Genomic DNA, 25,909 nt, shown 5'->3' with positions numbered 1-25,909 from the left:
TACGGGTAGAGTATGTTTAACGCTAGAAGCTTTTCTTGGCAGTGTGACATCACTAACTTCGCTACTAAACTTCGCTCCCCATCACAGCTCAATGTTATTGAACTAAGCATTTAACTCAATTCACACCTCACTGCTTAGACGTGCACTTCCAATCGCACGCTTTAGTTAGCCTACTGCGTCCCTCCATCACTACATACTCTAGTACAGGAATATCAACCTGTTGTCCATCGGATACACCTTTCGGTCTCTCCTTAGGTCCCGACTAACCCAGGGCGGACGAGCCTTCCCCTGGAAACCTTAGTCTTACGGTGGACAGGATTCTCACCTGTCTTTCGCTACTCATACCGGCATTCTCACTTCTATGCGTTCCAGCACTCCTCACGGTATACCTTCTTCACACATAGAACGCTCTCCTACCATACCATTAAAGGTATCCACAGCTTCGGTAAATTGTTTTAGCCCCGGTACATTTTCGGCGCAGGGTCACTCGACTAGTGAGCTATTACGCACTCTTTGAATGAATAGCTGCTTCTAAGCTAACATCCTAGTTGTCTGTGCAACCCCACATCCTTTTCCACTTAACAATTATTTTGGGACCTTAGCTGGTGGTCTGGGCTGTTTCCCTTTCGACTACGGATCTTAGCACTCGCAGTCTGACTGCCGACCATAATTCATTGGCATTCGGAGTTTATCTGAGATTGGTAATCCGGGATGGACCCCTCACCCAAACAGTGCTCTACCTCCAAGAATCTTAATGTCGACGCTAGCCCTAAAGCTATTTCGGAGAGAACCAGCTATCTCCAAGTTCGTTTGGAATTTCTCCGCTACCCACAAGTCATCCAAGCACTTTTCAACGTGCCCTGGTTCGGTCCTCCAGTGCGTTTTACCGCACCTTCAACCTGCTCATGGGTAGGTCACATGGTTTCGGGTCTACGACATAATACTAAGACGCCCTATTCAGACTCGGTTTCCCTACGGCTCCGTCTCTTCAACTTAACCTCGCATCATATCGTAACTCGCCGGTTCATTCTACAAAAGGCACGCTCTCACCCATTAACGGGCTCGAACTTGTTGTAGGCACACGGTTTCAGGTTCTATTTCACTCCCCTCCCGGGGTGCTTTTCACCTTTCCCTCACGGTACTGGTTCACTATCGGTCACTAGGGAGTATTTAGGGTTGGGAGATGGTCCTCCCAGATTCCGACGAGATTCCACGTGTCTCGCCGTACTCAGGATACTGCTAGGTATAAAGACTATTTAAAATACGAGGCTGTTACTCTCTTTGGCCTACCTTCCCAGGTAGTTCTTCTATAATCTTTAAGTCCACATTGCAGTCCTACAACCCCGAAGAGTAAACTCTTCGGTTTGCCCTCCTGCCGTTTCGCTCGCCGCTACTAAGGCAATCGCTTTTGCTTTCTCTTCCTGCAGCTACTTAGATGTTTCAGTTCACTGCGTCTTCCTCCTCATATCCTTAACAGATATGGGTAACAGGTATTACCTGCTGGGTTCCCCCATTCGGACACCCCCGGATCTAAGCTTACTTACAGCTCCCCGAGGCATTTCGTCGTTTGTCACGTCCTTCTTCGGCTCCTAGTGCCAAGGCATCCACCGTGCGCCCTTATTAACTTAACCTTATTAACCTAATTTCTTAAAAAATTAGAAAACTCATTAAATATTCACAGCGTTTTCGGTTTATTTTCTTGTTACTATTTGATATAGATATTCAATTTTCAATGTTCATCCTTGGTGATCTCTCACCAATGGAGCCTAGCGGGATCGAACCGCTGACCTCCTGCGTGCAAAGCAGGCGCTCTCCCAGCTGAGCTAAGGCCCCACAAGACCTCTCAAAACTAAACAAGACGAACGTGCAGGTTTCCTTATCCTTAGAAAGGAGGTGATCCAGCCGCACCTTCCGATACGGCTACCTTGTTACGACTTCACCCCAATCATCTATCCCACCTTAGGCGGCTGGCTCCTAAAAGGTTACCTCACCGACTTCGGGTGTTACAAACTCTCGTGGTGTGACGGGCGGTGTGTACAAGGCCCGGGAACGTATTCACCGCGGCGTGCTGATCCGCGATTACTAGCGATTCCGACTTCATGTAGGCGAGTTGCAGCCTACAATCCGAACTGAGACTGGCTTTAAGAGATTAGCTTGCCGTCACCGACTTGCGACTCGTTGTACCAGCCATTGTAGCACGTGTGTAGCCCAGGTCATAAGGGGCATGATGATTTGACGTCATCCCCACCTTCCTCCGGTTTATTACCGGCAGTCTCGCTAGAGTGCCCAACTGAATGATGGCAACTAACAATAGGGGTTGCGCTCGTTGCGGGACTTAACCCAACATCTCACGACACGAGCTGACGACAACCATGCACCACCTGTCACCTCTGTCCCGAAGGAAAGCTCTATCTCTAGAGCGGTCAGAGGGATGTCAAGACCTGGTAAGGTTCTTCGCGTTGCTTCGAATTAAACCACATGCTCCACCGCTTGTGCGGGCCCCCGTCAATTCCTTTGAGTTTCAACCTTGCGGTCGTACTCCCCAGGCGGAGTGCTTAATGCGTTAGCTGCGGCACTGAGTCCCGGAAAGGACCCAACACCTAGCACTCATCGTTTACGGCGTGGACTACCAGGGTATCTAATCCTGTTTGCTCCCCACGCTTTCGAGCCTCAGCGTCAGTTACAAGCCAGAGAGCCGCTTTCGCCACCGGTGTTCCTCCATATATCTACGCATTTCACCGCTACACATGGAATTCCACTCTCCCCTCTTGCACTCAAGTTAAACAGTTTCCAAAGCGTACTATGGTTAAGCCACAGCCTTTAACTTCAGACTTATCTAACCGCCTGCGCTCGCTTTACGCCCAATAAATCCGGATAACGCTCGGGACCTACGTATTACCGCGGCTGCTGGCACGTAGTTAGCCGTCCCTTTCTGGTAAGATACCGTCACAGTGTGAACTTTCCACTCTCACACTCGTTCTTCTCTTACAACAGAGCTTTACGATCCGAAAACCTTCTTCACTCACGCGGCGTTGCTCGGTCAGACTTCCGTCCATTGCCGAAGATTCCCTACTGCTGCCTCCCGTAGGAGTCTGGGCCGTGTCTCAGTCCCAGTGTGGCCGATCACCCTCTCAGGTCGGCTATGTATCGTCGCCTTGGTGAGCCGTTACCTCACCAACTAGCTAATACAACGCAGGTCCATCTGGTAGTGGAGCAATTGCCCCTTTCAAGCAGATATCATGCAATATCTACTGTTATGCGGTATTAGCTATCGTTTCCAATAGTTATCCCCCGCTACCAGGCAGGTTACCTACGCGTTACTCACCCGTTCGCAACTCATCCGGAAAGAGCAAGCTCCTTCCTTCAGCGTTCTACTTGCATGTATTAGGCACGCCGCCAGCGTTCATCCTGAGCCAGGATCAAACTCTCATTAAAATAATTGTTTGTCTAAACTCATTCTGTCACTGACAGATTTATTGTTTTTTCATTGTTCAGTTACTACAACTTCAGTTGTAGCGCCCTGCACATTGGTTCGTCTTGTTCAGTTTTCAAAGGTCTTTGTCGCTCTTGCGCGACAACTATATTAGTATATCACGACCATATAGTCTTGTCAATATCTTTTTTCTATTTTTTTAAATTTTTTATTGTTTTTTTGATTTTAGAAACTTTATCTTCTTATAATATAAGAAAGCTCCTGTATGTTCTACAGGAGCTTTCTTATTGTATTAGCTTATTTTTCTTTGACTTCAAGAAGTCCTACATCTCCATCTTCGCGACGGTAGATGACGTTTGTTGTGTTATCTTCCACATCTTTGTAGATGAAGAAGTCATGTCCCAATAGTTCCATTTGTAGGATGGCTTCATCTAGTTCCATTGGTTCAATGTCAATCGTTTTTGTGCGGACAACTTTTTCAAGAGCAACACTTTCCTCAACCAGAGCGTCTGTAAAGATTTTGCTGGTTGCAGATTTGCTACGATTTTTCTTTTCAATTTTTGTTTTATTCTTTCGAATTTGACGTTCAATCTTATCAACTACCAAGTCGATTGATCCATACATATCTTGAGAAACATCTTCTGCACGAAGTGTAATGGAACCAAGTGGAATCGTGACCTCAACTTTTGCAGTTTTTTCACGATAAACTTTTAGATTTACGCGGGCATCCAATTCTTGCTCTGCTTGAAAATATTTTTCAATTTTTTCGAGTTTAGAAACGACGTAGTCGTGAATGGCTTCTGTTACTTCTAGGTTTTCACCACGGATACTATATTTAATCATATAAGTACCTTCTTTCTAAACGTTTTTCTTTTTATATCTTTATTATAACGCTTTCATTTTGTTTTTGCAAATATATTTTTGATTATTCTATCTTGCTATTGAAAAAGATCTTATTTCTTTCACCCCATTTACAATTAACATTTCTTTGGCTCTTTCGATGGTTGCTCCTGTTGTATAGATATCATCTACTATCACTATATTCTCTGGCCAGCTTTGATTTTCTAGCTCTATGCGTTCAAAGGCTTGTTCTGCTTTCAATCTTTCCTTTTTATTTTTTTGTGATTGAGCCTTTGTATCCTTTTTTCTCAATAGGTCTTGATAGGAGATTCCCGCAGATTCTAAAATGGCTGTTACTTGATTAAAGCCCCTCTTCTCTTTTCTCTCATCGCTTAAAGGTATGGGAACTATGGTATAACCTTTATATCTTTTTAGTTCTGCCTTCATTTCTTCAGCAAAGAGACAAGCTAATAATTGGTCACCTTGAAACTTGTACCTTTGAAAATATTCCTTCATTTCTTCACTATAATAGTAAAGCGCTCTATGGTTTACCTTCTTTCCTTTTCGTTTCCACTCTTGGCAATCTTCACAAAAAGTCTCTGTGCTTTTTTTACAACAAGTCTTGCAACTAGCTTCACTAATTGGGTCAAACTTGTTTTTACAGTTGTCACACATTGTTGGATTATCCTTTTTCATTAGGATCAGGCTCTTTAAGGATTCTTGATTGGAAATCTCTTCATCACATAGCAAACAATTACTCAAAAACCTGCCTCCCGATTCATTTCTTTTATTTCTTTAATAGCTTGCGTCATCTCTTTGCTACTACCTTCTGCCAAGTATAGTAATTCCCCTGTGGGTCTTTCCATACTTCTTCCCACACGACCTGCGATTTGAACCAGAGCGCTCTTGGTAAACAATCGATGGTTGGCCTCAATCACAAACACGTCTACTTTAGGGAAGGTGACCCCCCGTTCGAGAATGGTCGTTGACACAAGTATAGTGATTTCTTGATTGCGAAATTTTTCTACCAGTTCCAACCTATTATCCGTTTTTGAGGTTACCAGTTCGATGATCTCATTCTTGAAGGCCCTTCTTAATAGACTGAGGATTTTTTCTCCTAATTCGATTTCTGATACAAATAGGATCAGGGGAAAGGAGGTTTTCCGTTGTTCTTTTATTAGCTTGAGCAACTTCGTTGGCACTTGTTTCTTTTCTATTTTTTTACGTAGATCTTTTAACCATACTTTTTTAGGGACCACAAGGGGATTACCATGAAAGCGTCTAGGTAGACTAACGCGTTTTATCTCCTGTTTTTTGACCTTTTTATCCAATTCTTCTGTGGAGGTAGCTGTCAAATAGATGAGCTTCCCATTCTTGGTTACGGCATTTGAAACGGCATGATAGAGAACGGGGTTGTCAACAAAAGGAAAGGCATCGACTTCATCGATTATGAGGAGATCGAAAGCTTGATAAAATTTGAGTAGTTGATGAGTAGTGGATATGACAAGAGGCGTTCGGAAATAAGGGTCTGAATCACCGTGCAACAAGGAGATGGGACAGGAAAAGTCCAGCGTCATCCGTTTATACAATTCAATACACACGTCAATCCTTGGTGTAGCAATGCACACACATGTCCCTTTTTTAATCGTTTCCGCCACCACTTGGTACATCATTTCCGTTTTACCTGCTCCTGTTACTGCGTGTACCATCATCGGCTTGCTTTCTGTTAAGGATTGAACCAACTCCTGGGAAACCCGACTTTGAAAAGGAGTTAAGGTTCCCTGCCATCTTAAGACTTCTTCTTGCGGAAAGGCTTGTTGGGGAAAGTAGTAGAGTGCTTGGTCACTCCTAACTCTTCCTAATTGAATGCAGGCTCTACAATAGTAGCTTCCTATCTGTAGTTTCCATCTAGTCTTATCAATCTGGGTTCCGCACCGATTACAAGTCAACGCCGTCTTTTCCTGCACTATAGCTGGTAGTTGCTGAGCCTGCTCAAGCAGGTCATCCTCCAGTTGGTCTTGGGTGAACAAGCGTCCATAACAATCTTCAAGTTTCATACTTATATATTCGTAAAAGCTCGCAGTTTTAAGAGTTTTTTTGTAAAATAAATGTATGGAATACAAGACTTTTAAAGAGGACGGTCTCGTCCAAGAAGAAATTAAAAAATCCCGCTTTCTTTGCCATGTTAAACGAGTTTATACTGAAGAGGAAGCACGCGACTTTATAGCCGCTATCAAAAAGGAACATTATAAGGCAACTCACAATTGTTCTGCTTTTGTCATTGGAGAGCAATTTGAAATTAAACGGACCAGTGACGATGGCGAACCGAGTGGGACTGCTGGCGTGCCCATGCTTGGTGTTTTAGAGAATCACGAACTGACCAATGTCTGCTGTGTCGTCACTCGTTATTTTGGAGGCATCAAGCTAGGAGCCGGTGGACTCATTCGCGCTTATGCTGGCAGTGTCGCACAAGCTGTAAAAGAAATCGGTCTCGTTGAAATAAAAGAGCAGGTTGGTCTAGGGATTAGCTTAACTTACCCCCAATACCAAGAGTTTGCGAACTTTTTATCCGCTCACCAATTAACAGAATTCCAGACAGACTTCACCGATGCTGTCTTTAGTCTGATCTATGTAGATAAAGAGCAAAAAGAGGATGTGATTGCGGAACTGATTGATTTTTACCATGGAAAAGTTGAGATTAGTGATCAGGGGTTAAAGGAAGTGGAAGTTCCTATCCCGTTATAAAAAAAGGCTATCACCTTGATAGCTTTTTTATATTTTACAAACCTTCTTACTGGCGGTATACTGGATACACTAACAAAGGAGTGTATATCGTATGCCAATCTATCAAAATATTACAGAATTAATCGGAAAAACACCTATTGTAAAATTGAATCACCTAGTACCTGAAGGGGCTGCTGAGGTCTATGTTAAATTAGAAGCCTTCAACCCTGGTTCATCTGTCAAAGACCGGATTGCTCTTAGCATGATTGAAAAAGCAGAACGAGATGGACTTCTTCAACCTGGTTCTACTATCGTTGAAGCAACCAGCGGAAATACAGGAATCGGTTTATCATGGGTCGGAGCTGCCAAAGGGTATAAAGTGGTTATCGTCATGCCTGAAACCATGAGTGTTGAACGTCGAAAAATCATTCAAGCTTATGGAGCAGAACTTGTCTTAACTCCAGGTAGTGAAGGAATGAAAGGAGCTATCGCTAAAGCAGAAGAAATCGCTGCAGAACGAAACGGTTTCCTTCCCCTCCAATTTAACAATAGCGCCAACCCAGAAGTCCATGAAGCAACAACAGGACAAGAAATTTTAGAAGCTTTCGGACCAAATGGATTGGATGCTTATGTCAGTGGTGTTGGAACTGGTGGAACTATTTCAGGTGTTTCTCATGCCTTGAAAAAAGTCAACCCAGCTGTCCAAGTCTATGCAGTTGAAGCAGATGAATCAGCGATTCTTTCTGGTGAAAAACCTGGACCACACAAAATCCAAGGATTGTCAGCAGGTTTCATTCCAGAAACGTTGGATACCAATTCTTATGATGGCGTAATCCGCGTCACTTCTGAACAAGCTTTAGAATTAGGTCGCTACATTGGTGGAAAAGAAGGATTCTTAGTTGGGATTTCATCTGCTGCCGCTATCTATGCAGCAATTGAAGTCGCTAAAGAGCTTGGAGCTGGTAAAAAAGTCTTGGCTTTGGCACCGGATAATGGGGAACGTTACCTTTCAACTACCCTTTACGATTTTGATCAAGAATAAAAAAGAGGCTACGATGTAGCCTCTTTTCTTTCTATCTGCAGAAACAAATTCTTATTTTCCCTGACTGGTGTCACTCAAAAATTCTTTACTTTCTTTAATCCAAATAGGTAATTGTTTGGCTAAAGGAGTAAAACCGATCTTATGGCGATCATTTGAAAAACGATGATGGCGAAAATGCTTTCTGTTCCCAGCTTCTAAGGCTCGAAGGGACAAGCTAGCCTTCCCAGAGTATTCATCTATATCAATAACCTGGGTACAAACTTGATCCCCAATTTTTAAGATATCATGAATGTTGTCGATATATCCACTGCGGATTTCAGAAATATGAATCAAACCGGTTACCCCTGTCTCTAATTCAACAAAGGCTCCATAAGGTTGCAAGCCTGTCACAACACCCTTGAGTTTATCCCCGATTCTCATGCCTCTCCCTCAATGTCAATCGATTCCATGACCACGTCTTCTTTAGGTTTGTCCATGGCACCTGTCTCAACAGCCGCAATTGTATCCAATACTTGATAAGAAGCTTCATCCATCAATTGCCCGAATACTGTGTGACGACGGTCCAAATGAGGAGTTCCTCCTTCTTCTGCATAAATCTCTGCAATGGCTTCAGGCCAACCACCACGGGCAATTTCCTTTTTAGAATAAGGAAGGTGTTGGTTTTGAACAATGAAGAATTGACTACCGTTGGTATTTGGACCAGCATTGGCCATGGATAGCGCACCACGGATATTGTACAACTCTTCTGAGAATTCATCTTCAAAAGACTCTCCATAGATGGATTCTCCACCCATACCTGTTCCAGTTGGGTCCCCACCTTGGATCATGAAATCTTTAATGATGCGGTGGAAAATCACTCCATTGTAGTAGCCATCTTTTGCAAGTGCAATAAAATTTGCTACTGTTTTCGGTGCTTGATCAGGGAAGAGACGAATCTTCATATCTCCATAGTTGGTATGAATCGTCGCAATTGGTCCTGTTTCTTGATCCATTTTTGTTTGTGGTAAGTGCAATTCTTTTTCAACCATTTTTAACTCCTCTAAGGCATGTAAGATGCCATCTTCTTCTAAATTTTTTGTGACATAATCTGCTTTAGCTTTTAATGCATCCTGGGCGTTTCCCATGGCAATCGCTAAACCAGCATAGTCAAATAGTTCTAAGTCGTTCAATCCATCCCCAAATGTTAAGACATTTTCTGGTTTGAATCCCAATTTTTCGACTACTTTTGAGACACCATGAGCTTTTGATTGCTGATCTAAGACAACATCTGATGAGATTGGGTGCCAGCGAACCAAACGCAATTTTTGCTCCAAATTTTCAGGTAGGTCATCAACTGTTTTACCAGTCTCGAAAGTCCACATCTGATAAATGGGATGTTTGGCAGCAAAATCAGGATCTACTGGTAGCTTTGGATAAATGGGGTCAATAGCCCGACTTATCTCTTCTGTCCGAGTCGAAAGAGCTGCTTGATGACTTCCAACCAAACCATAATGAATCCCTACCTGCTTAGCCCAAGCAATAAAGTCTTGAACAAGTGGATTTGGTACCCTTTCTTCATAAATGACATGCTCCTTACGATCAATCACGTAGGAACCATTCAGAGTGACGTAAAAGTCAGGTTGGAGAGCCTTGATTTCTTCTGGCACTCCAAAAATCCCTCTTCCACTAGCAATAGCTGTGTAAATTCCTTTTTCTCGTAATTGAGAGAATACTCGGGTGACCGAAGCCGGAACATAGCCGGTCTCAACGTTTCGTAAGGTATCGTCAATATCAAAAAATACTATTTTAATCTTTTTTGCTTTGTAGCGTGTTTTTGCATCCATGTGGGTCTCCATTCAGTATGCTGTCTATTATAGCATGTTTTTGACTAAAAATCTTCCTGAGAAACCAAGTGATGCTGGAAGGCATAGACCACTGCCTGAGTACGGTCGCTCACTTCTAATTTTGACAAAATATTCGACACATGGGTCTTGACCGTTTTTAATGAAATGAATAACTCATCGGCAATCCGTTGATTTTCATATCCCTTGGTTAGCAAAGCCAAGATATCTCGTTCACGCGCGGTCAAGTCATCATGGAGTTCCACGTGGTTCTTCCGATACTCTACTTTTTGGCTGACCTCTGTCTCAATTGCTAACTCTCCCTGTTCCACCTTGCGAATAGCCCGTAAAATTTCCTCTGCACTGGACGTTTTGAGCATGTAGCCCTTGGCACCCGCATCCAAGACAGGATAGATTTTTTCATTGTCCAAATAGGATGTTAGGATCAATATTTTTGCATCTGGCCACTCCTTTAGGATTGCAAGTGTCGCTTCAATCCCGGTCATATGGGGCATGACAATATCCATAATGATGACATCTGGTCGCTCTTGTAAGGCTAACTCTACACCTGCTTGACCATCACTGGCTTCTAGGACTTGATCAATCCCATCTTGCATACTTAAATAGCTTTTCAAGCCTAATCGGACCATTTCATGATCATCTACTAGTAATAATTTCATCATCTTCTCCTTCTACTAACGGCACTTTAATATCAATAGCCACTCCCTTTTTGGGACTGGTCAAAATCTTAATTCTTCCTGCCATGTCATCTACTCGATCCTGAATATTCTTCATACCGTAACTTAGTTCACCCAAAGATTCTGGATCAAACCCCACTCCATCATCTGCTAATTTGAGATGGAGAGATTGTTCTGTTTGCAACAGATAAACATCCAAGCGCTTCGCATGGGCATGTTTTAGTGTATTGCTCACTACTTCTTGTACAATTCGAAAAATATGCTCTTCAATAGTTTTTGGTAACTTTTGAACATCGTGTTCAAAATAAACTTCTAAATTACTCTTTTCTTGTAGTTCTCTAAAAATCACCTGAAGACCTTCTACCAAGTTTCGACCTTCTAATTCTGTCGGCCGCAGGTGTAATAAGAGAATCCGCAAATCATTTTGAGCGGTGTTTAGAATTTCTGTGACCCCCTTCAACTGTTGCCCTACTTTAGGGAGTTGAAGAACTTGATCCTGACTGGCTACACCAGACAAAATCATATTAGCTGCAAATAATTCTTGGCTCACCGTATCATGGAGATCTCGGGCAATTCGCCGCCGCTCTCTTTCCACAATCTCTTCTTCATTTTGCATGACCCGATTTTCTGTTCGTTGCAAATTTTCTGTCAGGCGTTTGAGCTTACGATCCAAGCGTTGAAACTCTTCATTAATCTCTTTGTTTTCTCCGAGTTTTAGCTTCTTGCCTTCGAGCAAGTTTCTCAGGTTTTTTTGGACGGTGTTCATGATTGTAAATTGAATCAATTTAATCAATAGAATCATCAAAATAGTCAGAGCAACCGTCAAGCCAAAACCAATAAACAGAAAAGCACGTAGTTTGGATAAATCTTCCAATAGATAAGTCCACTGAAAGTCGAAAAGACCAAAGATTGAATGGATAATAACAGCTAGAATTAAGAGCGTATAAAGGAAGATTAAAAGATAGTCTGTTCGTTTCATCCTCTGACGACCTCCACATCTCCTACAATCCCCGCAATAACAAGCTTCACTGTTCGATGGGAACTTCGATAATTTGGTGTCTCCATGCTAACTGTCTCATTTCTCAATTTCCTAGGTTTTTGAGAGAAGAGGCGCAATTCTCCATATAAGGTATTCACCTGCAAACTCAGCTCCACATCCACCGGCAAAATAATTTTCGTATTGCCAAACATCTTTCTCAAGATGATGACATTGTCATGATTCACAACAATCACTTCGTCTAAATGGATCGTATCCCGCCCCACTAAACGAGTAATCGTTAAATCACGAAAATGGCAGTTTACCTTTGAAAAATGATGCAGATCCCCAATCCAAGGTGTTTTCTCTTGTCGGATTTCTACATCTTCCTCATAATCTATCTTCACTTCTTCGTTTTCACGGTAAAAATAGGGATAAGCCACCAGCATGGCATAGACGACGGCAAACAAAAGCGCAGCAATGACATAAGGATTTAACATGACAATAAAAAACAGCAGAATGCTGGATGCCACTAAAAGAAAGTTACTCCGCTGTTTTCCGATGTAATAATACAATAGAAGCAAGCACAGAACCACGATTAGGACGATACGAGATATATTTCCCGCCAAAATAGTGATTGCAGCCATGGTGAGTAACAAAGCTTCAACAAACACAAACAATTGAATCTTCCACATAATTGAACCTCTCCATTCTATTTTATCAAAATTCCAAGGGATTCGCTTCAGACTCTAGAAGGATTCATCCAACTCTCTCTGTACTAAAAAAACCAGACTAATCGGTCTGGTTTTATAGAGTCATCACGTTACGACTCTGGTTCTGTAGAGGCTGAAGGCTCCGTATTGGAATGGGATTCCACTGTTGTAGAGCTTGAGCTTTCTGATGAACTGCTTGAAGCTTTCGTACTACTTGATGGTTCCGTCTTCGGTTCGTATACGGTTAAGACAATGCGAGTCTTTTTAATATCGATGCTCGATTGAGCTTCTGGAGTCTGACTCACAATTTGACCTGGTAATACTTCTACTCCATCCGGCAGATGCGATGTAGTCTTCCGTTCAATATTTGCTTCCTTCACCCCGTAGATCTGAACGAGATTAGAGACAGCAAATTCATAATTAGAACCAACATAACTTGGTAACTCGATCGAATTAATTTCCTTAGATACTTTCAGAACAACCTTGGTATTAGAAGTCAAATCATATTTTCGACCAGCGGTAGGAGATTGCTCAAGCACAATTCCTGGCTCCACTTCATCGGTCTCGACTTCTTCAATCGAAATCAGCTTGCTAGACAGCTTATAGTTATTTTTCAGGTCATTTTCAGCATCTTCTCTAGACATTTTTATATAGTTCGGCATGTCAAAGGTGCTTGGTCCTTTCGAGACAACCAAATCAACCTTGCTGTTTTCTTTTTTCTGAGCTCCTGCATTTGGATTGGTACGGATTACATAACCCTCCAGCACCGAATCACTGTATTCTTCTTTTTCGTCTCCCACTTGAAGATCCTGATCTTCAATGATAGCACGCGCTTCTGCTACTGTTTTTCCAGATACATCCGGCACTGTTTTGTTGGCTGGACTCATATAAAGAAGAAAGGCAAAGGCAGCTAGTACCAAAGCTAGGGCGACAAACAAGACCTTGTAGCGCGTCCGCAAACGACGACGTGGCTTATTTTTTGGAGAAACTGGAGCTGTTCGATCCTCTGAAGCCACTGGTCGGTCCTCATGAACTGTAGGACGAGCCTCTGATGTTGGAAGTGGAGCCGGTTTTGGAACCACATTCACCTTTGGTAGGGTCTTAGTATCCGCTTTTGAAGCGTCATCAAAGACTAATTTTTTCTCGTTACGGCGTTCATAAGATAGACAACTTGACAAGTCGACATACATTTCAGCTACCGACTTATAGCGATCGGATAGTTTCTTTGCTGTGGCCTTAATCACCACATTTTCCAAAGCCTGCGGAACATTTTTGTTCTCTTCAATGATGGACGGAAGTGGTTTTTGGAAATGTTGGAGCGCAATGGTCACTGCACTATCCCCATCATAAGGGATATGACCCGTCAGCATTTCGTAGAAAATGATCCCCATTGCATAGATATCACTTTGAATAGAAGCTTTCGATCCTCTGGCTTGCTCTGGTGATAAATAATGAACCGAACCCAACATAGAGTTGGTCTGGGTGAGACTGGTCTCTGCAAAGGCTACTGCAATCCCAAAGTCAGAAACCTTGGCATTTCCGTCCGATGTTAGAAGGACATTTTGAGGTTTCAAATCACGGTGAATAATGCCTTGCGTGTGCGCCAAGCGCATAGCAAGGAGGATTTGCCCCATCAAGCGAACAGCTTCTTCATTTGAGAGAGGGGCATTTTCTTTGATATAACGTTTCAAGTCCAAACCAGCGACATATTCCATCGCCAAGTATTGCTGGCCATCCTCTTCACCGATATCCGTGATCCGAACGATATTTGGATGATCCAAATCTGCCATCGCTTTGGCCTCTCGTTGAAAGCGTGCAACTGCAATTGGATCTGTTTGGTAATTGGTCCTCAGTACTTTAACTGCAACTTCTTCACCATCTAAGATTAAATCCCGAGCGAGGTAGACATCTGCCATCCCTCCACGCCCGATTTGACGGATTATCTTATATCGCCCGGCAAAAATTTTGCCGATTTGAATCATGCCACATCCTCCTCAGCAAAGTGAATCAGTACAACTGTAATATTGTCCAAACCGCCAGCATTATTCGCAAAGCGAACCAAGGTTTTTGCCTTTTCTTCAACCGATAAATCGCTGACAACGATATCACGGATTTCATCGCCAGAGATCATATTGGTTAATCCATCACTATTAATAACAATGAAATCTCCCGCTTCAACCGTAACCATACCAAAATCCGGTTGCAATTCATCTTTTTGTCCAATGGATTGGGTGATGATATTGCGTTGGGGATGATGAGCTGCCTCTTCTTCCGTAATCTGTCCGGCTTTGAGCAAGGCGTTTACTAAAGAATGGTCACTGGTTAATTGATGGTATTCCCCATTACGCACGAGTCCAATTCGGGAATCCCCTACATGCGCAAATAAGACTTGGTCATCAATAACGGCAACAGCTTCGAGAGTTGTTCCCATTCCTTTATGTTCTTCATCTTGACCAATGCGATGGATCTGCTGGTTTTCTTTTTCCAGATACTCCGCAAACCACTCTCTGACTTCGTTAATGGTGCTGATTTCAGTCGCTACCCAAGCAGCGCCGAGATCGGTAACAGCCATCTCGCTAGCAATATTACCAGCACGATGCCCCCCCATCCCGTCAGCTAGAAAAACCATGGATTTTCCCGCTTTATTTTTATATTGATTTGCATAGTCTTGGTTATTTGTCCGTCTTTGACCTACATCGGTTAAGATAGAAATTTCCATACTGTCCGTATCCTCCTGAGATTACGATATTCTTCGAAAACGACTAATAAAGAAACCGTCGCTTCCATACAATTCTGGTGTAATTAAAATACAGCCATCTTTCAGAATATCTTTTCGTTCATGATCTAATGGCACGAGTTCAAAATTTGGATGGGTTTTTAAAAACTGGTCAACCACATCAAAATTCTCTTCTCCTATAATTGTGCATGTACTGTAGACTATTATACCATCTTTCCGCACACTTTGACAAACTCCATCCAATATTTCCAATTGAATCGCCTGTAGAGACGCAAAGTCAGCATTATCTTTATTGTACTTGATATCTGGCTTACGGCGGATCAAACCAATCCCAGAGCAAGGTGCGTCTACCAAGATTTTATCAAAGGCATCCGCTCCAAAAGCTTCAAAGACCTGGCTGGCATCCAGTTTTTTTGTCTGAATTTTATCTGCAACTCCCAGACGTTCCGCGTTTTCCTGAATTAATTGGAGCTTATGATCGTACAAGTCCAAGGCTGTGATCTTCCCATCGACTAGATAAGAAGCTAGATGGGTGGTCTTGCCCCCAGGTGCTGCACAGGCATCTAATACCTGGTCTGATGGTTGGACCTCTAAAGCCGGAGCGACCAATTGACTGGTCTCATCTTGAATGGTTAATTTCCCTTGTTTGAAGTAATCAGAGCCCGCAAAATAGCCATTCTCCTTTACGAGGGCAGTTGAAGCCAATAAAGAATCCGAAGCCTGCAATTGCTCCTTGATGTCTTTTTTTTGATCCAGATCGACAACACGAACACTAGCCTTGTTGCGAACATAGAGACTCTCAAAAATCGCAATGGCCCGCTGTTCACCATACTCGTCCATCAACTTTTTCACCAACCAAACCGGAAGAGAATAGCGGATTGAAAGTCGTTTGTTGATTCGTTTAATCTGGTCAATTGATGGAAGCTCCTCTCGTAGCATTTTCCGTAAGAGAGCATTGACATATTTTTCACTCCCCTTCTTCCGTTGCTTGGCAAGCTCTACTGCTTCATGGACAACAGCATGGGGAGGAATCTTCTCCAGATAGACGAACTGATAGAGGCTCATCAATAAAAGATGATAGATCCAGGGATCTACCTGGTCCCGATCAGCGACAAAGTGCGATAGATACCATTCCAAGGTTAGTTTGCGTGAAACCGTCCCATAGACGATTTCGGTTACTAGACTTTTATCCACATCTGACAAGGTCGCCTTGCCCAAGGATTTTTTGAGGGCGATATTTGAAAAAGCACCGTCCTGGAAAATCTCTCCTAGGGTAGATAGGGCCACCCCTCGTGCAGTCTGCATCTTATTTACCAAATTGATCACCTACTTGCAGTTGTCGCCCCAAACCATTTAAGAAATCTCCGACAGCCATCTTGGGTTTACCAGCTGGCTGAACAAGGGTCAAGGCTAAGGCTCCCTCACCCGTCGCAACGACGATTTCATTTTTATGGAGAGCTAAAATTTCCCCTGGTTCTCCTTGACCTTCACACGGTTTTGCTTGGTATATCTTAAAGCGTTCACCCTTCCATAGGGTATGGGCAACTGGCCAAGGATACATGCCTCGAACTTGGTTAAAGAGTTCACGGTTGGTCCGTGTCCAATCCAGGCGTTCTTCTTCTGGCTTGATATTTGGAGAGAAGGTGACTTGTTGGGTATCCTGCGGTTGTGGCTTAAGCTCTCCCGCAAGGTAAGCTGGCAGAGTTTCTAAAAGAAGATCCCGGCCAACAAGAGCCAATTTCTCAAATAGGGTTCCCACATTGTCCTCCTCTAAAATAGGGATGGCGCGAGAAGAAATCATATCTCCAGCATCCATCTCTTTGACCATTTCCATGATGGTCACACCAGCTTCTTTATCCCCATTCATGATGGCATAATGAATAGGCGCTCCACCACGGTATTTTGGAAGAAGAGAAGCGTGCACGTTGACAGAAAACTTCATTGCCTCTAACAAACGACTCGGCAAGAATTGTCCAAAGGCTGCTGTGACAATCCCGTCTGCTCCCAAAGCCAATAAGTCTTCTAGTTCTTGGCTTCCAGATAGTTTCTCCGGCTGGTAGATTGGCAAGCCTGCTTCTAAAGCCGCTTCTTTTACTGGTGTCATTCGGATTTCTTTTTTCCGGCCAACTGCCCGATCTGGTTGGGTCACAACGGCTAGAATCTCATAGCGTTCATCAGAAATCAAGCCTTTTAAGACTGTAGCTGAGAAATCAGGCGTTCCCATAAATAGTATTTTTGTCATTTTTTCTCCTTCTACATAAAACTTTGCGGTTCATTGTCAATGCTGACTCGAAGATCTTGATTTTCCCGCTCTTGAGTATAGTCCAAAATCTGATTTAAAACCTGTGGTAAGTGGTCTTCAAACCGGTACTTCAACAGAATCTGGTAATGGAATAAATTATGCGTGCGAGCAATCGGTTTTGGCGTTGGTCCCAAGATTTGGACCTGATCGGACAGACCTGCTTTCAACAGATCCATCACCTGATAAGCTTTTTTAACCACGACCTCTTCTTGTTTGTGAGAGAGGGTCAAACCTACCGTGTAATAATAAGGTGGATAACCCAACTGATGACGCACCTTCATTTCATAGGCATAAAACCCTTCATAATCTTGACGTTTCGCATATTCAATGGCATAATGATGAGGATTATAGGTCTGGATCAGAACCTGTCCTTCTTTATCCGCACGACCAGCCCGCCCTGCCACCTGGGTTAACAGTTGGAAAGTCCGCTCTGACGAGCGAAAATCAGGCAAATTTAGAGCTGTATCAGCATTGAGGACACCGACTAGCGTTACATTAGGGAAATCCAAACCTTTGGCGATCATCTGGGTCCCCAGTAAAATATCGGCTTGTCCTTGGCCAAACTGGTCCAACAAGGTCTCGTGACTCCCTTTTTTCCGAGTAGTATCAACGTCCATCCGCAGAATACGAGCCTCGGGGAAAATTTCTTGTAGCTCATCGTAGGCCTTCTGGGTCCCCGTCCCGTAATAACGAATCGATCGACTTTGGCAATTAGGGCAGACTGTTGGGATGGCCTTGTGGTAATTACAATAATGGCAATCCATCGTCTTGGTATCCATGTGAAGGGTCAAGGAGATATCACAATTCGGACAGGTATCTACATGACCGCACTCCCGACACATAACAAAGCTGGAATAACCCCGGCGATTGAGCATAAGGACGACTTGCTCTTTTCGTTGCAGACGTTCTGCTATCGCTTCTAGCAACTTAGGTGTATAGGTTCCGGATTCTTGCTGGCCAATATAATCCCTGAAATCAATCACTTCCACCTCTGGAATACGGGCAAGAGGATTGGCTCGTTGGGTCAATTGAAGAAATTCATAGACTCCTTTTCCTGCACGGGCTCGTGTTTCTAGACTAGGTGTCGCCGACCCCAAGACCAAAACAGCCTGGTGAAACTGAGCTCGTAGCAAGGCCACTTCACGCGCATGGTAGCGAGGATTGCTATCTTGTTTATAGGTAGCCTCATGTTCTTCATCGATAATGATAGCCCCTAGGTTCTTCAGAGGTGCAAAGATAGCAGACCGCGCTCCTACGACCACTTGAGCTTCTCCACGTTCAACACGTCTCCACTCATCGTATTTTTCACCATTGGATAGACCTGAATGAAGGATGGCCACCCGATCCCCAAAGCGAGAAATGAAGCGATCCGTCACTTGAGGCGTCAAGGAAATTTCAGGAACCAACATAATAGCTGTTTTCCCCTTATCCAGCACCTCTTGGATGATTTGGAGGTAAACTTCCGTCTTTCCACTTCCTGTCACCCCTTCTAGCAAGAAGGGTTTGGAAGGTTGCCCAATTTTGCTGGTTACCGCTTGAACGGCTCGTTCTTGTTCAGCATTTAAAACCAAGGCCTCTGTCGACTCTTTGTCTTTAAAGTAGGCAGCCGCACGATTGACTTCTTTTTCAAAAATAAGCAAGGCACCCTGATCGATGAAATAGTTCACCACTGGACGAGAGAATTCCGCCAATAAATCACTCAAAGGTGCTTCTTCTTCCTGACCTTGGACAAAGTCTCGCAAGGCCAAGCGCTTTTTAGCATTCTTAGCGATTTCCAAATTTTCAAGTAGGGGTTGATTTACTCGATACCATTTTTCTGTTTTGATATGTTTACGATCCACTGCTTGGTATTCTACTTCCAACTCTCCTTTACGAGTCAGTCGCATCATTCGTGCTTGTGCATCAATATCCAAAGAAGAAAAGGCCAAGCTGGTCGCTGTTCCAAAAATGTCTTCTCGATCCTCTGGCGATAACAATTCTGTCGGATGGAGAATTTTGTCATAGGAAGAATTTAAAACACTCGGTAGCATGGCTTTCAAGAGGGTGATCTTGTAGGCAAAAACCGTCTTTCGCAACTGATCTGCCAGCCAAAATTGCTCCTCTCCTAGAACTGGTTGGTAGTCTAAGACCTCCACGATATTTTTCAATTCTTGATCTTTAACTGCTAGAGTGGTCTCTTCAAGGCCAACCACAATCCCTTGAATGAGCCGATTTCCCTTTCCAAAGGGAACATGCACCCGCATTCCTTTTTCCAAGAAAGGAGAAAACTCTTCTGGTACCTGGTAGCTATAGGGCTTGTCTGTTTGCATCAAGGGAACATCAACGATGACTTGTGCTAGCATGCTTCCACCTCCTTCCTGTCCTAGCGCTAAATAGCAAAAAATAAGATTGAGCGAACCCAACCTTAAATTTTTTCACCATCTTCTTTTTCTTTCGCGATTTGTTCTTTAATTTTACGCTCTTCTTCTTCTTTACGCAAGCGTTCTGCTTCGATTCGACGACGAACCGCTTCACGCTTAGCTTCTGGATCTGGGTGAATCACCACATTTCCTGATTCAATCTCTTCCAAGGCACGCAAGGTAGATTTTACTGATTGAAATTCTTGAGTAGGAGTTGCACCACTCTCTAACTCATGAGCTCGTTTGGCTTCAAGAATAACCAAAGAGTATTTTGACGGTACTTTATCCAACAATGTGTCAATAGATGGTTTTAACATCATAATCTTTTTACCTAATTCCTATTCTAATTATCGTACCACTTGAGTGGCTTTGGGAAGCATTTCTTGGTAGTGACCAATGACCCGATCAACACGGAAATGTTCTGCCTCAATCACACGTTTAACACGTTCTGCAGCCAAAGGTACTTGATCGTTGACAATGGCATAGTCATACTCCCGCATGAGGGCAATTTCTTCTTTTGCTTTTTCAATCCGCTGGGCAATGACTTCCGCACTATCTGTGCCGCGTCCAACCAAACGGTCTTGCAATTCATCCAAATCTGGAGGAGTTAAGAAAATGAAGACGGCATCTGGTACCTTTTTCTTGACCTGCAAAGCCCCTTGCACCTCGATTTCAAGGAAAACATCAATCCCTTTATCGAGGGTTTCGTTCACATAGGTCAAGGGAGTCCCATAGTAATTGCCAACATATTCAGCATATTCGAGCATTTGACCTTGACGAATCAATTCCTCAAATTCTTCACGTGTCCGGAAGAAATAATCTACTCCGTCCACTTCACCTGGACGTTGTGCACGTGTTGTCATCGATACTGAGTATTGAAACTGATTATCTGAGCTTTCAAAAATCTCACGTCTAACCGTTCCTTTCCCAACACCTGAGGGCCCTGAGAAAACGATTAATAATCCTCGATCCGCCATTTTGTCTCCTTCGCTGTCTTTCTATCTAGTGTAACAAAAATAGAAAGATTTTTCAACAGATTTTTCCTAGAGGCAAGGCCCTAATCACTTCTCTGCCAATGAACCATTTCATCTGTGCTATCCCATTTTTAACACGACTCAAAAAAATAGCCAACCAAGGTTGTTCCACCTTCGCTGACTATCTTTTTATATATGGCTTTTAACAAGCTCTATTTTGCATAATCAATGGCACGTAATTCACGAATAACGGTTACCTTGATGTTACCAGGGTACTCCAAGTTGGACTCAATCTTCTCACGGATATCATGAGCCAAGATGGTCAACTTATCATCCTTGACTTCTTCAGGGCTGACCATAATTCGAATTTCACGACCTGCTTGCAAGGCAAAGCTGGTCTTAACTCCCTCAAAGCCATTTGCAATTTCCTCAAGATCTTGCAGGCGTTTGATGTAGCTTTCAAGAGACTCGCTCCGGGCACCTGGACGCGCTGCACTCAAGGCATCAGCTGCTGCAACAATGACTGCGATGACACTTTCTGGTTCAACATCACCATGGTGACTAGCAATCGTATTGACAACAACTGGATGCTCTTTGTATTTACGAGCTAATTCAGTACCAATTTCTACGTGGCTACCTTCTACCTCACGGTCGATGGCTTTACCAATATCATGAAGGAAACCAGCTCGACGAGCCAAGGTAGCATTTTCACCAAGCTCACTAGCAATAATACCAGATAACTTAGCAACCTCAATGGAGTGACGCAAGACGTTCTGTCCATAAGAAGTTCTGAATTGCAAGCGTCCCATAATCTTCATCAAATCAGGATGTAGATTTGGTGCGCCAATTTCATAGGCTGCTGCTTCACCATATTCACGAATCCGTTGGTCAATTTCCAAACGGTTCTTCTCTACCAACTCTTCAATCCGAGCTGGATGGATGCGACCATCTTTCAAGAGACTTTCCATGGTCATTCGTGCGATTTCCCGACGAATCGGATCAAATGCAGACAGGGTGACTACTTCTGGAGTGTCATCAATAATCACATCCACACCTGTCAAGCTTTCGAAGGTTCGGATATTTCGACCTTCGCGACCAATAATCCGGCCCTTCATTCCATCATCTGGTAAATGAACCGTTGAGTTGGTCTGTTCTGCCACAAAATCCCCGGCCATCCGTTGCATGGCTTGAACCAGGATATCTTTTGCAACTTTATCTGAACGTTCTTTCACTTCCACTTCTGCTTCTCGAATTCGAGTCGCAATCTCTTTGGAAAGTCGTTCTTCTGTTTGCGTTAAGATAATATCACGTGCTTCCGATTGAGTCAGAGAAGCAATTTTTTCTAATTCTTCTTCCTTCTTCTTTTCTAGCTCATGTAATTGTTCTTCACGCGCATCAATGTGTTTAGTTCTATCTGAAAGACTTTGCTCTTTTTGTTCAAGAGCTTGCTCTTTGCTCGTAAGATTGTCATCTTTGCGATCAAGATTATTCGAACGTTCCGCTAAGCGAGTTTCTAATTGTTTTAATTCTTGACGCTCTGATTTAAACTCAGCATCGACTTCTTCTCGATATTTTCTGGCTTCTTCCTTTGCCTCCAAAAGTGCTTCTTTTTTAAGTGAACTAGACTCGTGCTTAGCTTCTTTCAAAATCAAATCAGCTTCGCGCTCTGCCTGTCCACGTAAATTCGTTGCTTCTTGTTCAGCATTTAAAAGAGTAAGTTCTGCAGCCTCTTTCGATGCTTTCATCTTGACTGAGATCCCTACATATCCAATGACTAAACCAATGATTGCGGCAAAAACAATTGCAATTCCAAATTCCATGTTTTTACCCCTAATCTAATGAATAGTTGAATTAAAAAATTCTTTATTATTTTATCATATTTTTACAAAATTAACAAACAAATTTTCAAGCGAAAACTAATCTATTTCTGCTATTATTCTAATGCTTCTTTCCCTTGATTCTAACGGGAAAACACCCTAAAAACAAGCTTCTGAATCTTATTTCAACGGCTACTTGCCTCTCTCTTCTCTTATGTTTTCATCCACTGACAATTGTGCTATAATCAAGAAAAAAGAAATTGAGGAAGATACATGACGAAAGAAGTTATTGTGGAAAGTTTTGAATTAGACCACACTGCTGTAAAAGCCCCTTACGTCCGCCTAATCGGAGAGGAAACTGGACCAAAAGGAGATGTCATCTCAAACTACGATATCCGCTTGGTTCAACCAAATGAAGACTCTATCCCGACTGCTGGTTTACATACAATTGAGCATCTATTAGCTATGTTGATCCGTAAACGCATTGATGGTATGATCGATTGTTCCCCATTTGGGTGTCGTACTGGATTTCATATGATTATGTGGGGACAGCACGATCCAAAAACCATTGCACAAGTCATTAAATCCTCCCTAGAGGAAATTGCTGAAGCGACTAGCTGGGAGGACGTCCCAGGAACGACGATTGAATCTTGCGGAAACTATAAAGATCACAGCCTCTTTTCTGCCAAAGAGTGGTGCAAATTGATACTTGAACAAGGTATTTCTGACGATCCATTCACACGCCATATCGTATAAAAAACAAAAGACTTCTCTTTCATAGAGAAGTCTTTTTTAATTCTTAATAATCCAATGCATCGGAATGGCCTTTTCCGTTACCGACAAAGTAGCCTGTTTTAGCATTGATACTAAACAAATAAGTTCCATCTGGCTTAAAGAGGTTGTAATAACCATTGCCGTTGATGATATTCACGCGTTCCAAGATGTATTGATCTCCAACGATATGACCACGTTCCCGAGCAATCTTCAGAACTTTCTCCAAAATACCAGGGTTAAAGGTCCATGCAGGATTGTTTACATCGTCAAGCGCTGCTTGGTTGTATGGCACCCGGCTCAAGTTTCGTTGAAGTGGCACACCAGTACTTTGAAGACCAAAGCCAGAATAGCCTGGGTTCACTCCGCCTGTCGTGTTGCCTTCAGTAGCTGGGGCTGGGGTAGGAGCAGGACTGGTTACCGTTCCTGAAGAAACTGCATTTCCACCTGTAGCACTGCCACCACCATCTGTCACGGGTGCTGGAGTCGCAACTTGTTGCGAGCGTCCTTGAGAAGCTGCATCCTTCAATAATTGGTTCAATTGTGTATTAGATGTTGACACATCTGAAAAGACTGCATCACTCTTTACCTGCGCCTTGGTATCGATGGCCCCATCCTTAATAACTGGGCTGGTAAACTGAGAGTTTACTGTTTGAATAGCAGAAACCTGCTTCACCAATTCATCGTATTTACTTTTGGCTGCATCGTATTCCTTGGTGTCTTTCAATTTATCTAAACTGGCTTTTAGTTTTTCCAAATTACCAAAAGAATCATTTTTCAACTTCGTCTGCGTGTCATCTGTAAAGAAAGCTGCATACTGATCGTTAAAATCCTTCAGCAAAGCCTCTGTATTCGTGCTCGTTGAGGAAGAAGAACTAGAGGACTTCTTGCTAGATGAGCTAGTAGAAGAGACGACTGTCGTTTCCCCTTTAGACTGGTTACGGATCCATTGATAAGACAACCAACTAGCCGTAGCAACTGCTGTCAGAGCTAAAACTGAAAACAAAATTGGTTTGACCCGGCTTTTTTTCGGTTCTTCAGGAATCTCAATTTCTTCATCCACATATGGTTCTGTTGGCTCTGGACCAAACTTAATTTTTGCAGGGCGTTCCCCAGGAATTGGATCTGGAATGCGAGTTGATGCACCCTCTTTTTGATCTGCTTCAGCCGGTGTTGCTTCTTTCACTGGCTCTTCGTTTGGAATTGCCTCCACTTCTTCCACAGTGGTTGCAGCCTCTGCCTCAGCCAACATTTCCTTTTGCATGACGATGGTATCAAACTTATGAGCTTCGATTTCCTCACGGTGCTGTTTGATGTATTTATCGAGGACATTGTCTGTTTCTTTGACCCCTGCTTCGATTTCTTCAGCTTTGCGGTTCGCTTGGCCAATCGTCATCTCTTTGGCGTCCTTAAAATCAAGAACTGACTCTGCCTCTTGGCCCAACTGCTGTTTATCTTCTTTTGTCATATGTTTCCTTTCTCACTAGTCGCTTGTCGACGTACTCGTTCCCCAAAGAACTGATACAAGTCAACCTTTAAGGTTCCGTTATATAATTTTCGTTTTTTATCTGCTTGTCGCCCAAATTTCTTCTCAAAATTTTCATCGCTGGTCAGGATAAATTTGCTCCAAGTCTTCAAGGGTTCAAAGACCTCTCCCATTTCAGCGTACAATTTTGTAACTCCTGCATCATCGGATAAGCGTTCACCATACGGTGGATTGGAGATAATGACCCCATTGATCTTCTCCGAGCGCAAATCTTGCACCCGCATTTGCTTAAAGGTGATATCGCTCGCAACTCCAGCTTTTTGAGCATTTTCTTTGGCAATCTCAACCATCCGCGCATCGATATCGGTTCCCATGATGTCTAGGACAAGGTCCCGATTGATTTTTTTACTAGCCTCTGTGCGAACTTCTTGAATCAGTCGATCATCCACCCAATTCCACTCTTCAAATGAGAAGGTCCGTCTCAAGCCTGGCGCTATCTGGCGAGCCATCATCGCTGCTTCGATACAGAAGGTCCCTGATCCACAAGTCGGATCAACCAAAGGCTTATCTGGATACCAATTGGAAAGTTGAAGAATGGCTGCCGCCATATTTTCCTTAATGGGTGCGCCCCCTTTTTCCGTCCGATAACCACGTTTGAAAAGGCTGCTACCAGTGGTATCAATTAGAATAGTCGCTTGGTCCTTCAAAATGGAAACTTCAATTTTAAATTCTGGTCCATTTTCAATCAATGGAACGCCTTCCGGGCGGGCATAGTGTTTTTGCAACTTTTTAACAACAGCCTTTTTTGAAATCGCTTGTACACTCGGTTCGTTATGCAGTTTGGATTTGACACATTTTGCTTTGGAGATGGGGAAACGTGCTCCTAAAGGGAGGTATTGGTCCCAATCCAAGGCAAAAACTCCTTGAAAGAGTTCTTCAAAGGTACGGGCAGGAAAGGATCCTACGACGATCTTGATTCGGTCTGCAGCCCGCAACCAAAGATTGGTTTCGATGATTGCACGAACATCGCCTTTGAAACGGACTCGTCCATTTTCCACTTGGCAATCGTAGCCGAGCTCTCGTAATTCACGCCCAACCACTGCTTCTAATCCAGCAGCAACTGTCGCAATTAATTCAAATTGTTTTTTCATTTGTTCCTCATTGTTTAAAAAAGGAG

General features: G+C 43.2%; 21 protein-coding genes, 1 tRNA gene and 2 rRNA genes (1 of these 24 running past the window's edge). 3 read left to right on the top strand and 21 right to left on the bottom strand.

Annotated features, from left to right (window positions below):
- The 6 genes from ADH27_RS02155 to ADH27_RS02130 all read right to left on the bottom strand — a co-directional run.
- Positions 1-1,631: ribosomal RNA gene (locus ADH27_RS02155) — 23S ribosomal RNA — on the bottom strand; it reaches 1,268 nt to the left of the window's first position.
- Positions 1,632-1,760: 129 nt separating this feature from the next.
- Positions 1,761-1,833: transfer RNA gene (locus ADH27_RS02150), tRNA-Ala, on the bottom strand.
- A 53-nt stretch (positions 1,834-1,886) separates the two neighbouring features.
- Positions 1,887-3,435 (bottom strand): 16S ribosomal RNA (locus tag ADH27_RS02145).
- The 16S and 23S rRNA genes sit together here with 1 tRNA gene alongside, the layout of an rRNA operon.
- Positions 3,436-3,730: 295 nt before the next feature.
- On the bottom strand, positions 3,731-4,276 hold the full coding sequence (gene hpf, locus ADH27_RS02140) for a ribosome hibernation-promoting factor, HPF/YfiA family (protein ID WP_006596830.1): 546 nt from the start codon (positions 4,274-4,276) through the stop codon (positions 3,731-3,733).
- Between the two features lie 87 nt (positions 4,277-4,363).
- Positions 4,364-4,969 carry a ComF family protein gene (locus ADH27_RS02135; protein WP_082160965.1) on the bottom strand — a complete coding sequence of 202 codons (606 nt, stop codon included), beginning with the start codon at positions 4,967-4,969 and terminating at the stop codon, positions 4,364-4,366.
- Positions 4,970-5,031: 62 nt separating this feature from the next.
- Positions 5,032-6,330 carry a DEAD/DEAH box helicase gene (locus tag ADH27_RS02130; RefSeq protein ID WP_048715310.1) on the bottom strand — a complete coding sequence of 433 codons (1,299 nt, stop codon included), beginning with the start codon at positions 6,328-6,330 and terminating at the stop codon, positions 5,032-5,034.
- Positions 6,331-6,385: 55 nt separating this feature from the next.
- Between ADH27_RS02130 and ADH27_RS02125 the strand changes: the two genes are divergently transcribed.
- Both ADH27_RS02125 and cysK read left to right on the top strand, forming a co-directional pair.
- A complete protein-coding gene (locus tag ADH27_RS02125; RefSeq protein WP_048715308.1) occupies positions 6,386-7,018 on the top strand; it encodes a YigZ family protein in 633 nt (210 codons plus the stop codon).
- A 91-nt stretch (positions 7,019-7,109) separates the two neighbouring features.
- The gene (gene cysK, locus ADH27_RS02120; RefSeq protein ID WP_048715306.1) at positions 7,110-8,039 is read left to right on the top strand and encodes a cysteine synthase A; all 930 of its coding nucleotides are present in this window, start codon (positions 7,110-7,112) and stop codon (positions 8,037-8,039) included.
- Positions 8,040-8,090: 51 nt separating this feature from the next.
- On the opposite strand, the gene ADH27_RS02115 is transcribed toward cysK, so the two are convergent.
- The 13 genes from ADH27_RS02115 to ADH27_RS02055 all read right to left on the bottom strand — a co-directional run bounded on the left by ADH27_RS02115 (position 8,091) and on the right by ADH27_RS02055 (position 22,478).
- Positions 8,091-8,459 (bottom strand): S1 RNA-binding domain-containing protein, encoded by a 369-nt coding sequence (locus ADH27_RS02115; RefSeq protein ID WP_048715304.1) that lies wholly within the window; start codon positions 8,457-8,459, stop codon positions 8,091-8,093.
- A complete protein-coding gene (locus ADH27_RS02110) occupies positions 8,456-9,862 on the bottom strand; it encodes a bifunctional Cof-type HAD-IIB family hydrolase/peptidylprolyl isomerase (protein ID WP_048715303.1) in 1,407 nt (468 codons plus the stop codon). Before ADH27_RS02110 ends, ADH27_RS02115 begins: the two co-directional genes overlap by 4 nt.
- Before the next feature lie 44 nt (positions 9,863-9,906).
- Entirely contained in the window at positions 9,907-10,539 is a 633-nt protein-coding gene (locus tag ADH27_RS02105; protein ID WP_048691919.1) for a response regulator transcription factor, read from the bottom strand.
- Positions 10,517-11,536, bottom strand: a complete 1,020-nt coding sequence (locus ADH27_RS02100) for a sensor histidine kinase (RefSeq protein ID WP_048715301.1) — start codon at positions 11,534-11,536, stop codon at positions 10,517-10,519. The genes ADH27_RS02105 and ADH27_RS02100 overlap by 23 nt, the downstream gene beginning before the upstream one ends.
- Entirely contained in the window at positions 11,533-12,228 is a 696-nt protein-coding gene (gene liaF / locus ADH27_RS02095; protein ID WP_048715299.1) for a cell wall-active antibiotics response protein LiaF, read from the bottom strand. The genes ADH27_RS02100 and liaF overlap by 4 nt, the downstream gene beginning before the upstream one ends.
- Positions 12,229-12,356: 128 nt before the next feature.
- Positions 12,357-14,228, bottom strand: a complete 1,872-nt coding sequence (pknB, locus tag ADH27_RS02090) for a Stk1 family PASTA domain-containing Ser/Thr kinase (protein WP_048715298.1) — start codon at positions 14,226-14,228, stop codon at positions 12,357-12,359.
- Complete coding sequence (locus tag ADH27_RS02085) at positions 14,225-14,965, bottom strand: Stp1/IreP family PP2C-type Ser/Thr phosphatase (RefSeq protein WP_048715296.1); 741 nt, start codon at positions 14,963-14,965, stop codon at positions 14,225-14,227. The genes pknB and ADH27_RS02085 overlap by 4 nt, the downstream gene beginning before the upstream one ends.
- Positions 14,966-14,986: 21 nt before the next feature.
- Positions 14,987-16,300, bottom strand: a complete 1,314-nt coding sequence (rsmB, locus tag ADH27_RS02080; RefSeq protein ID WP_048715294.1) for a 16S rRNA (cytosine(967)-C(5))-methyltransferase RsmB — start codon at positions 16,298-16,300, stop codon at positions 14,987-14,989.
- On the bottom strand, positions 16,290-17,225 hold the full coding sequence (gene fmt, locus ADH27_RS02075; protein WP_048715292.1) for a methionyl-tRNA formyltransferase: 936 nt from the start codon (positions 17,223-17,225) through the stop codon (positions 16,290-16,292). Before fmt ends, rsmB begins: the two co-directional genes overlap by 11 nt.
- An 11-nt stretch (positions 17,226-17,236) precedes the next feature.
- Positions 17,237-19,627, bottom strand: a complete 2,391-nt coding sequence (locus ADH27_RS02070; RefSeq protein WP_048715290.1) for a primosomal protein N' — start codon at positions 19,625-19,627, stop codon at positions 17,237-17,239.
- A 62-nt stretch (positions 19,628-19,689) separates the two neighbouring features.
- Positions 19,690-20,004, bottom strand: coding sequence for a DNA-directed RNA polymerase subunit omega (gene rpoZ / locus ADH27_RS02065; RefSeq protein WP_006596845.1), 315 nt, complete (start codon positions 20,002-20,004; stop codon positions 19,690-19,692).
- A gap of 27 nt (positions 20,005-20,031) precedes the next feature.
- Entirely contained in the window at positions 20,032-20,661 is a 630-nt protein-coding gene (gene gmk / locus ADH27_RS02060; RefSeq protein WP_006596846.1) for a guanylate kinase, read from the bottom strand.
- A gap of 209 nt (positions 20,662-20,870) precedes the next feature.
- Positions 20,871-22,478: a ribonuclease Y gene (locus tag ADH27_RS02055; protein ID WP_048715288.1), complete on the bottom strand. Its 1,608-nt coding sequence runs from the start codon at positions 22,476-22,478 to the stop codon at positions 20,871-20,873.
- A 270-nt stretch (positions 22,479-22,748) separates the two neighbouring features.
- Here ADH27_RS02055 and ADH27_RS02050 point away from each other — a divergent pair, with 270 nt between their 5' ends.
- Positions 22,749-23,231, top strand: a complete 483-nt coding sequence (locus tag ADH27_RS02050) for an S-ribosylhomocysteine lyase (RefSeq protein WP_006596848.1) — start codon at positions 22,749-22,751, stop codon at positions 23,229-23,231.
- Positions 23,232-23,274: 43 nt separating this feature from the next.
- Here the strand turns inward: ADH27_RS02050 and ADH27_RS02045 are convergent, their stop codons facing one another.
- Positions 23,275-24,714, bottom strand: a complete 1,440-nt coding sequence (locus ADH27_RS02045) for a cell division site-positioning protein MapZ family protein (RefSeq protein ID WP_048715287.1) — start codon at positions 24,712-24,714, stop codon at positions 23,275-23,277.
- Complete coding sequence (locus ADH27_RS02040; protein WP_048715286.1) at positions 24,711-25,883, bottom strand: THUMP domain-containing class I SAM-dependent RNA methyltransferase; 1,173 nt, start codon at positions 25,881-25,883, stop codon at positions 24,711-24,713. Before ADH27_RS02040 ends, ADH27_RS02045 begins: the two co-directional genes overlap by 4 nt.
- Positions 25,884-25,909 lie beyond the last annotated feature (26 nt).

This window comes from Streptococcus sp. 343_SSPC (assembly GCF_001072385.1).
Taxonomy (GTDB): domain Bacteria; phylum Bacillota; class Bacilli; order Lactobacillales; family Streptococcaceae; genus Streptococcus.
Note: the sequence above shows the minus strand (reverse complement) of the source record. Positions and strands in the feature narration are given on the sequence as shown.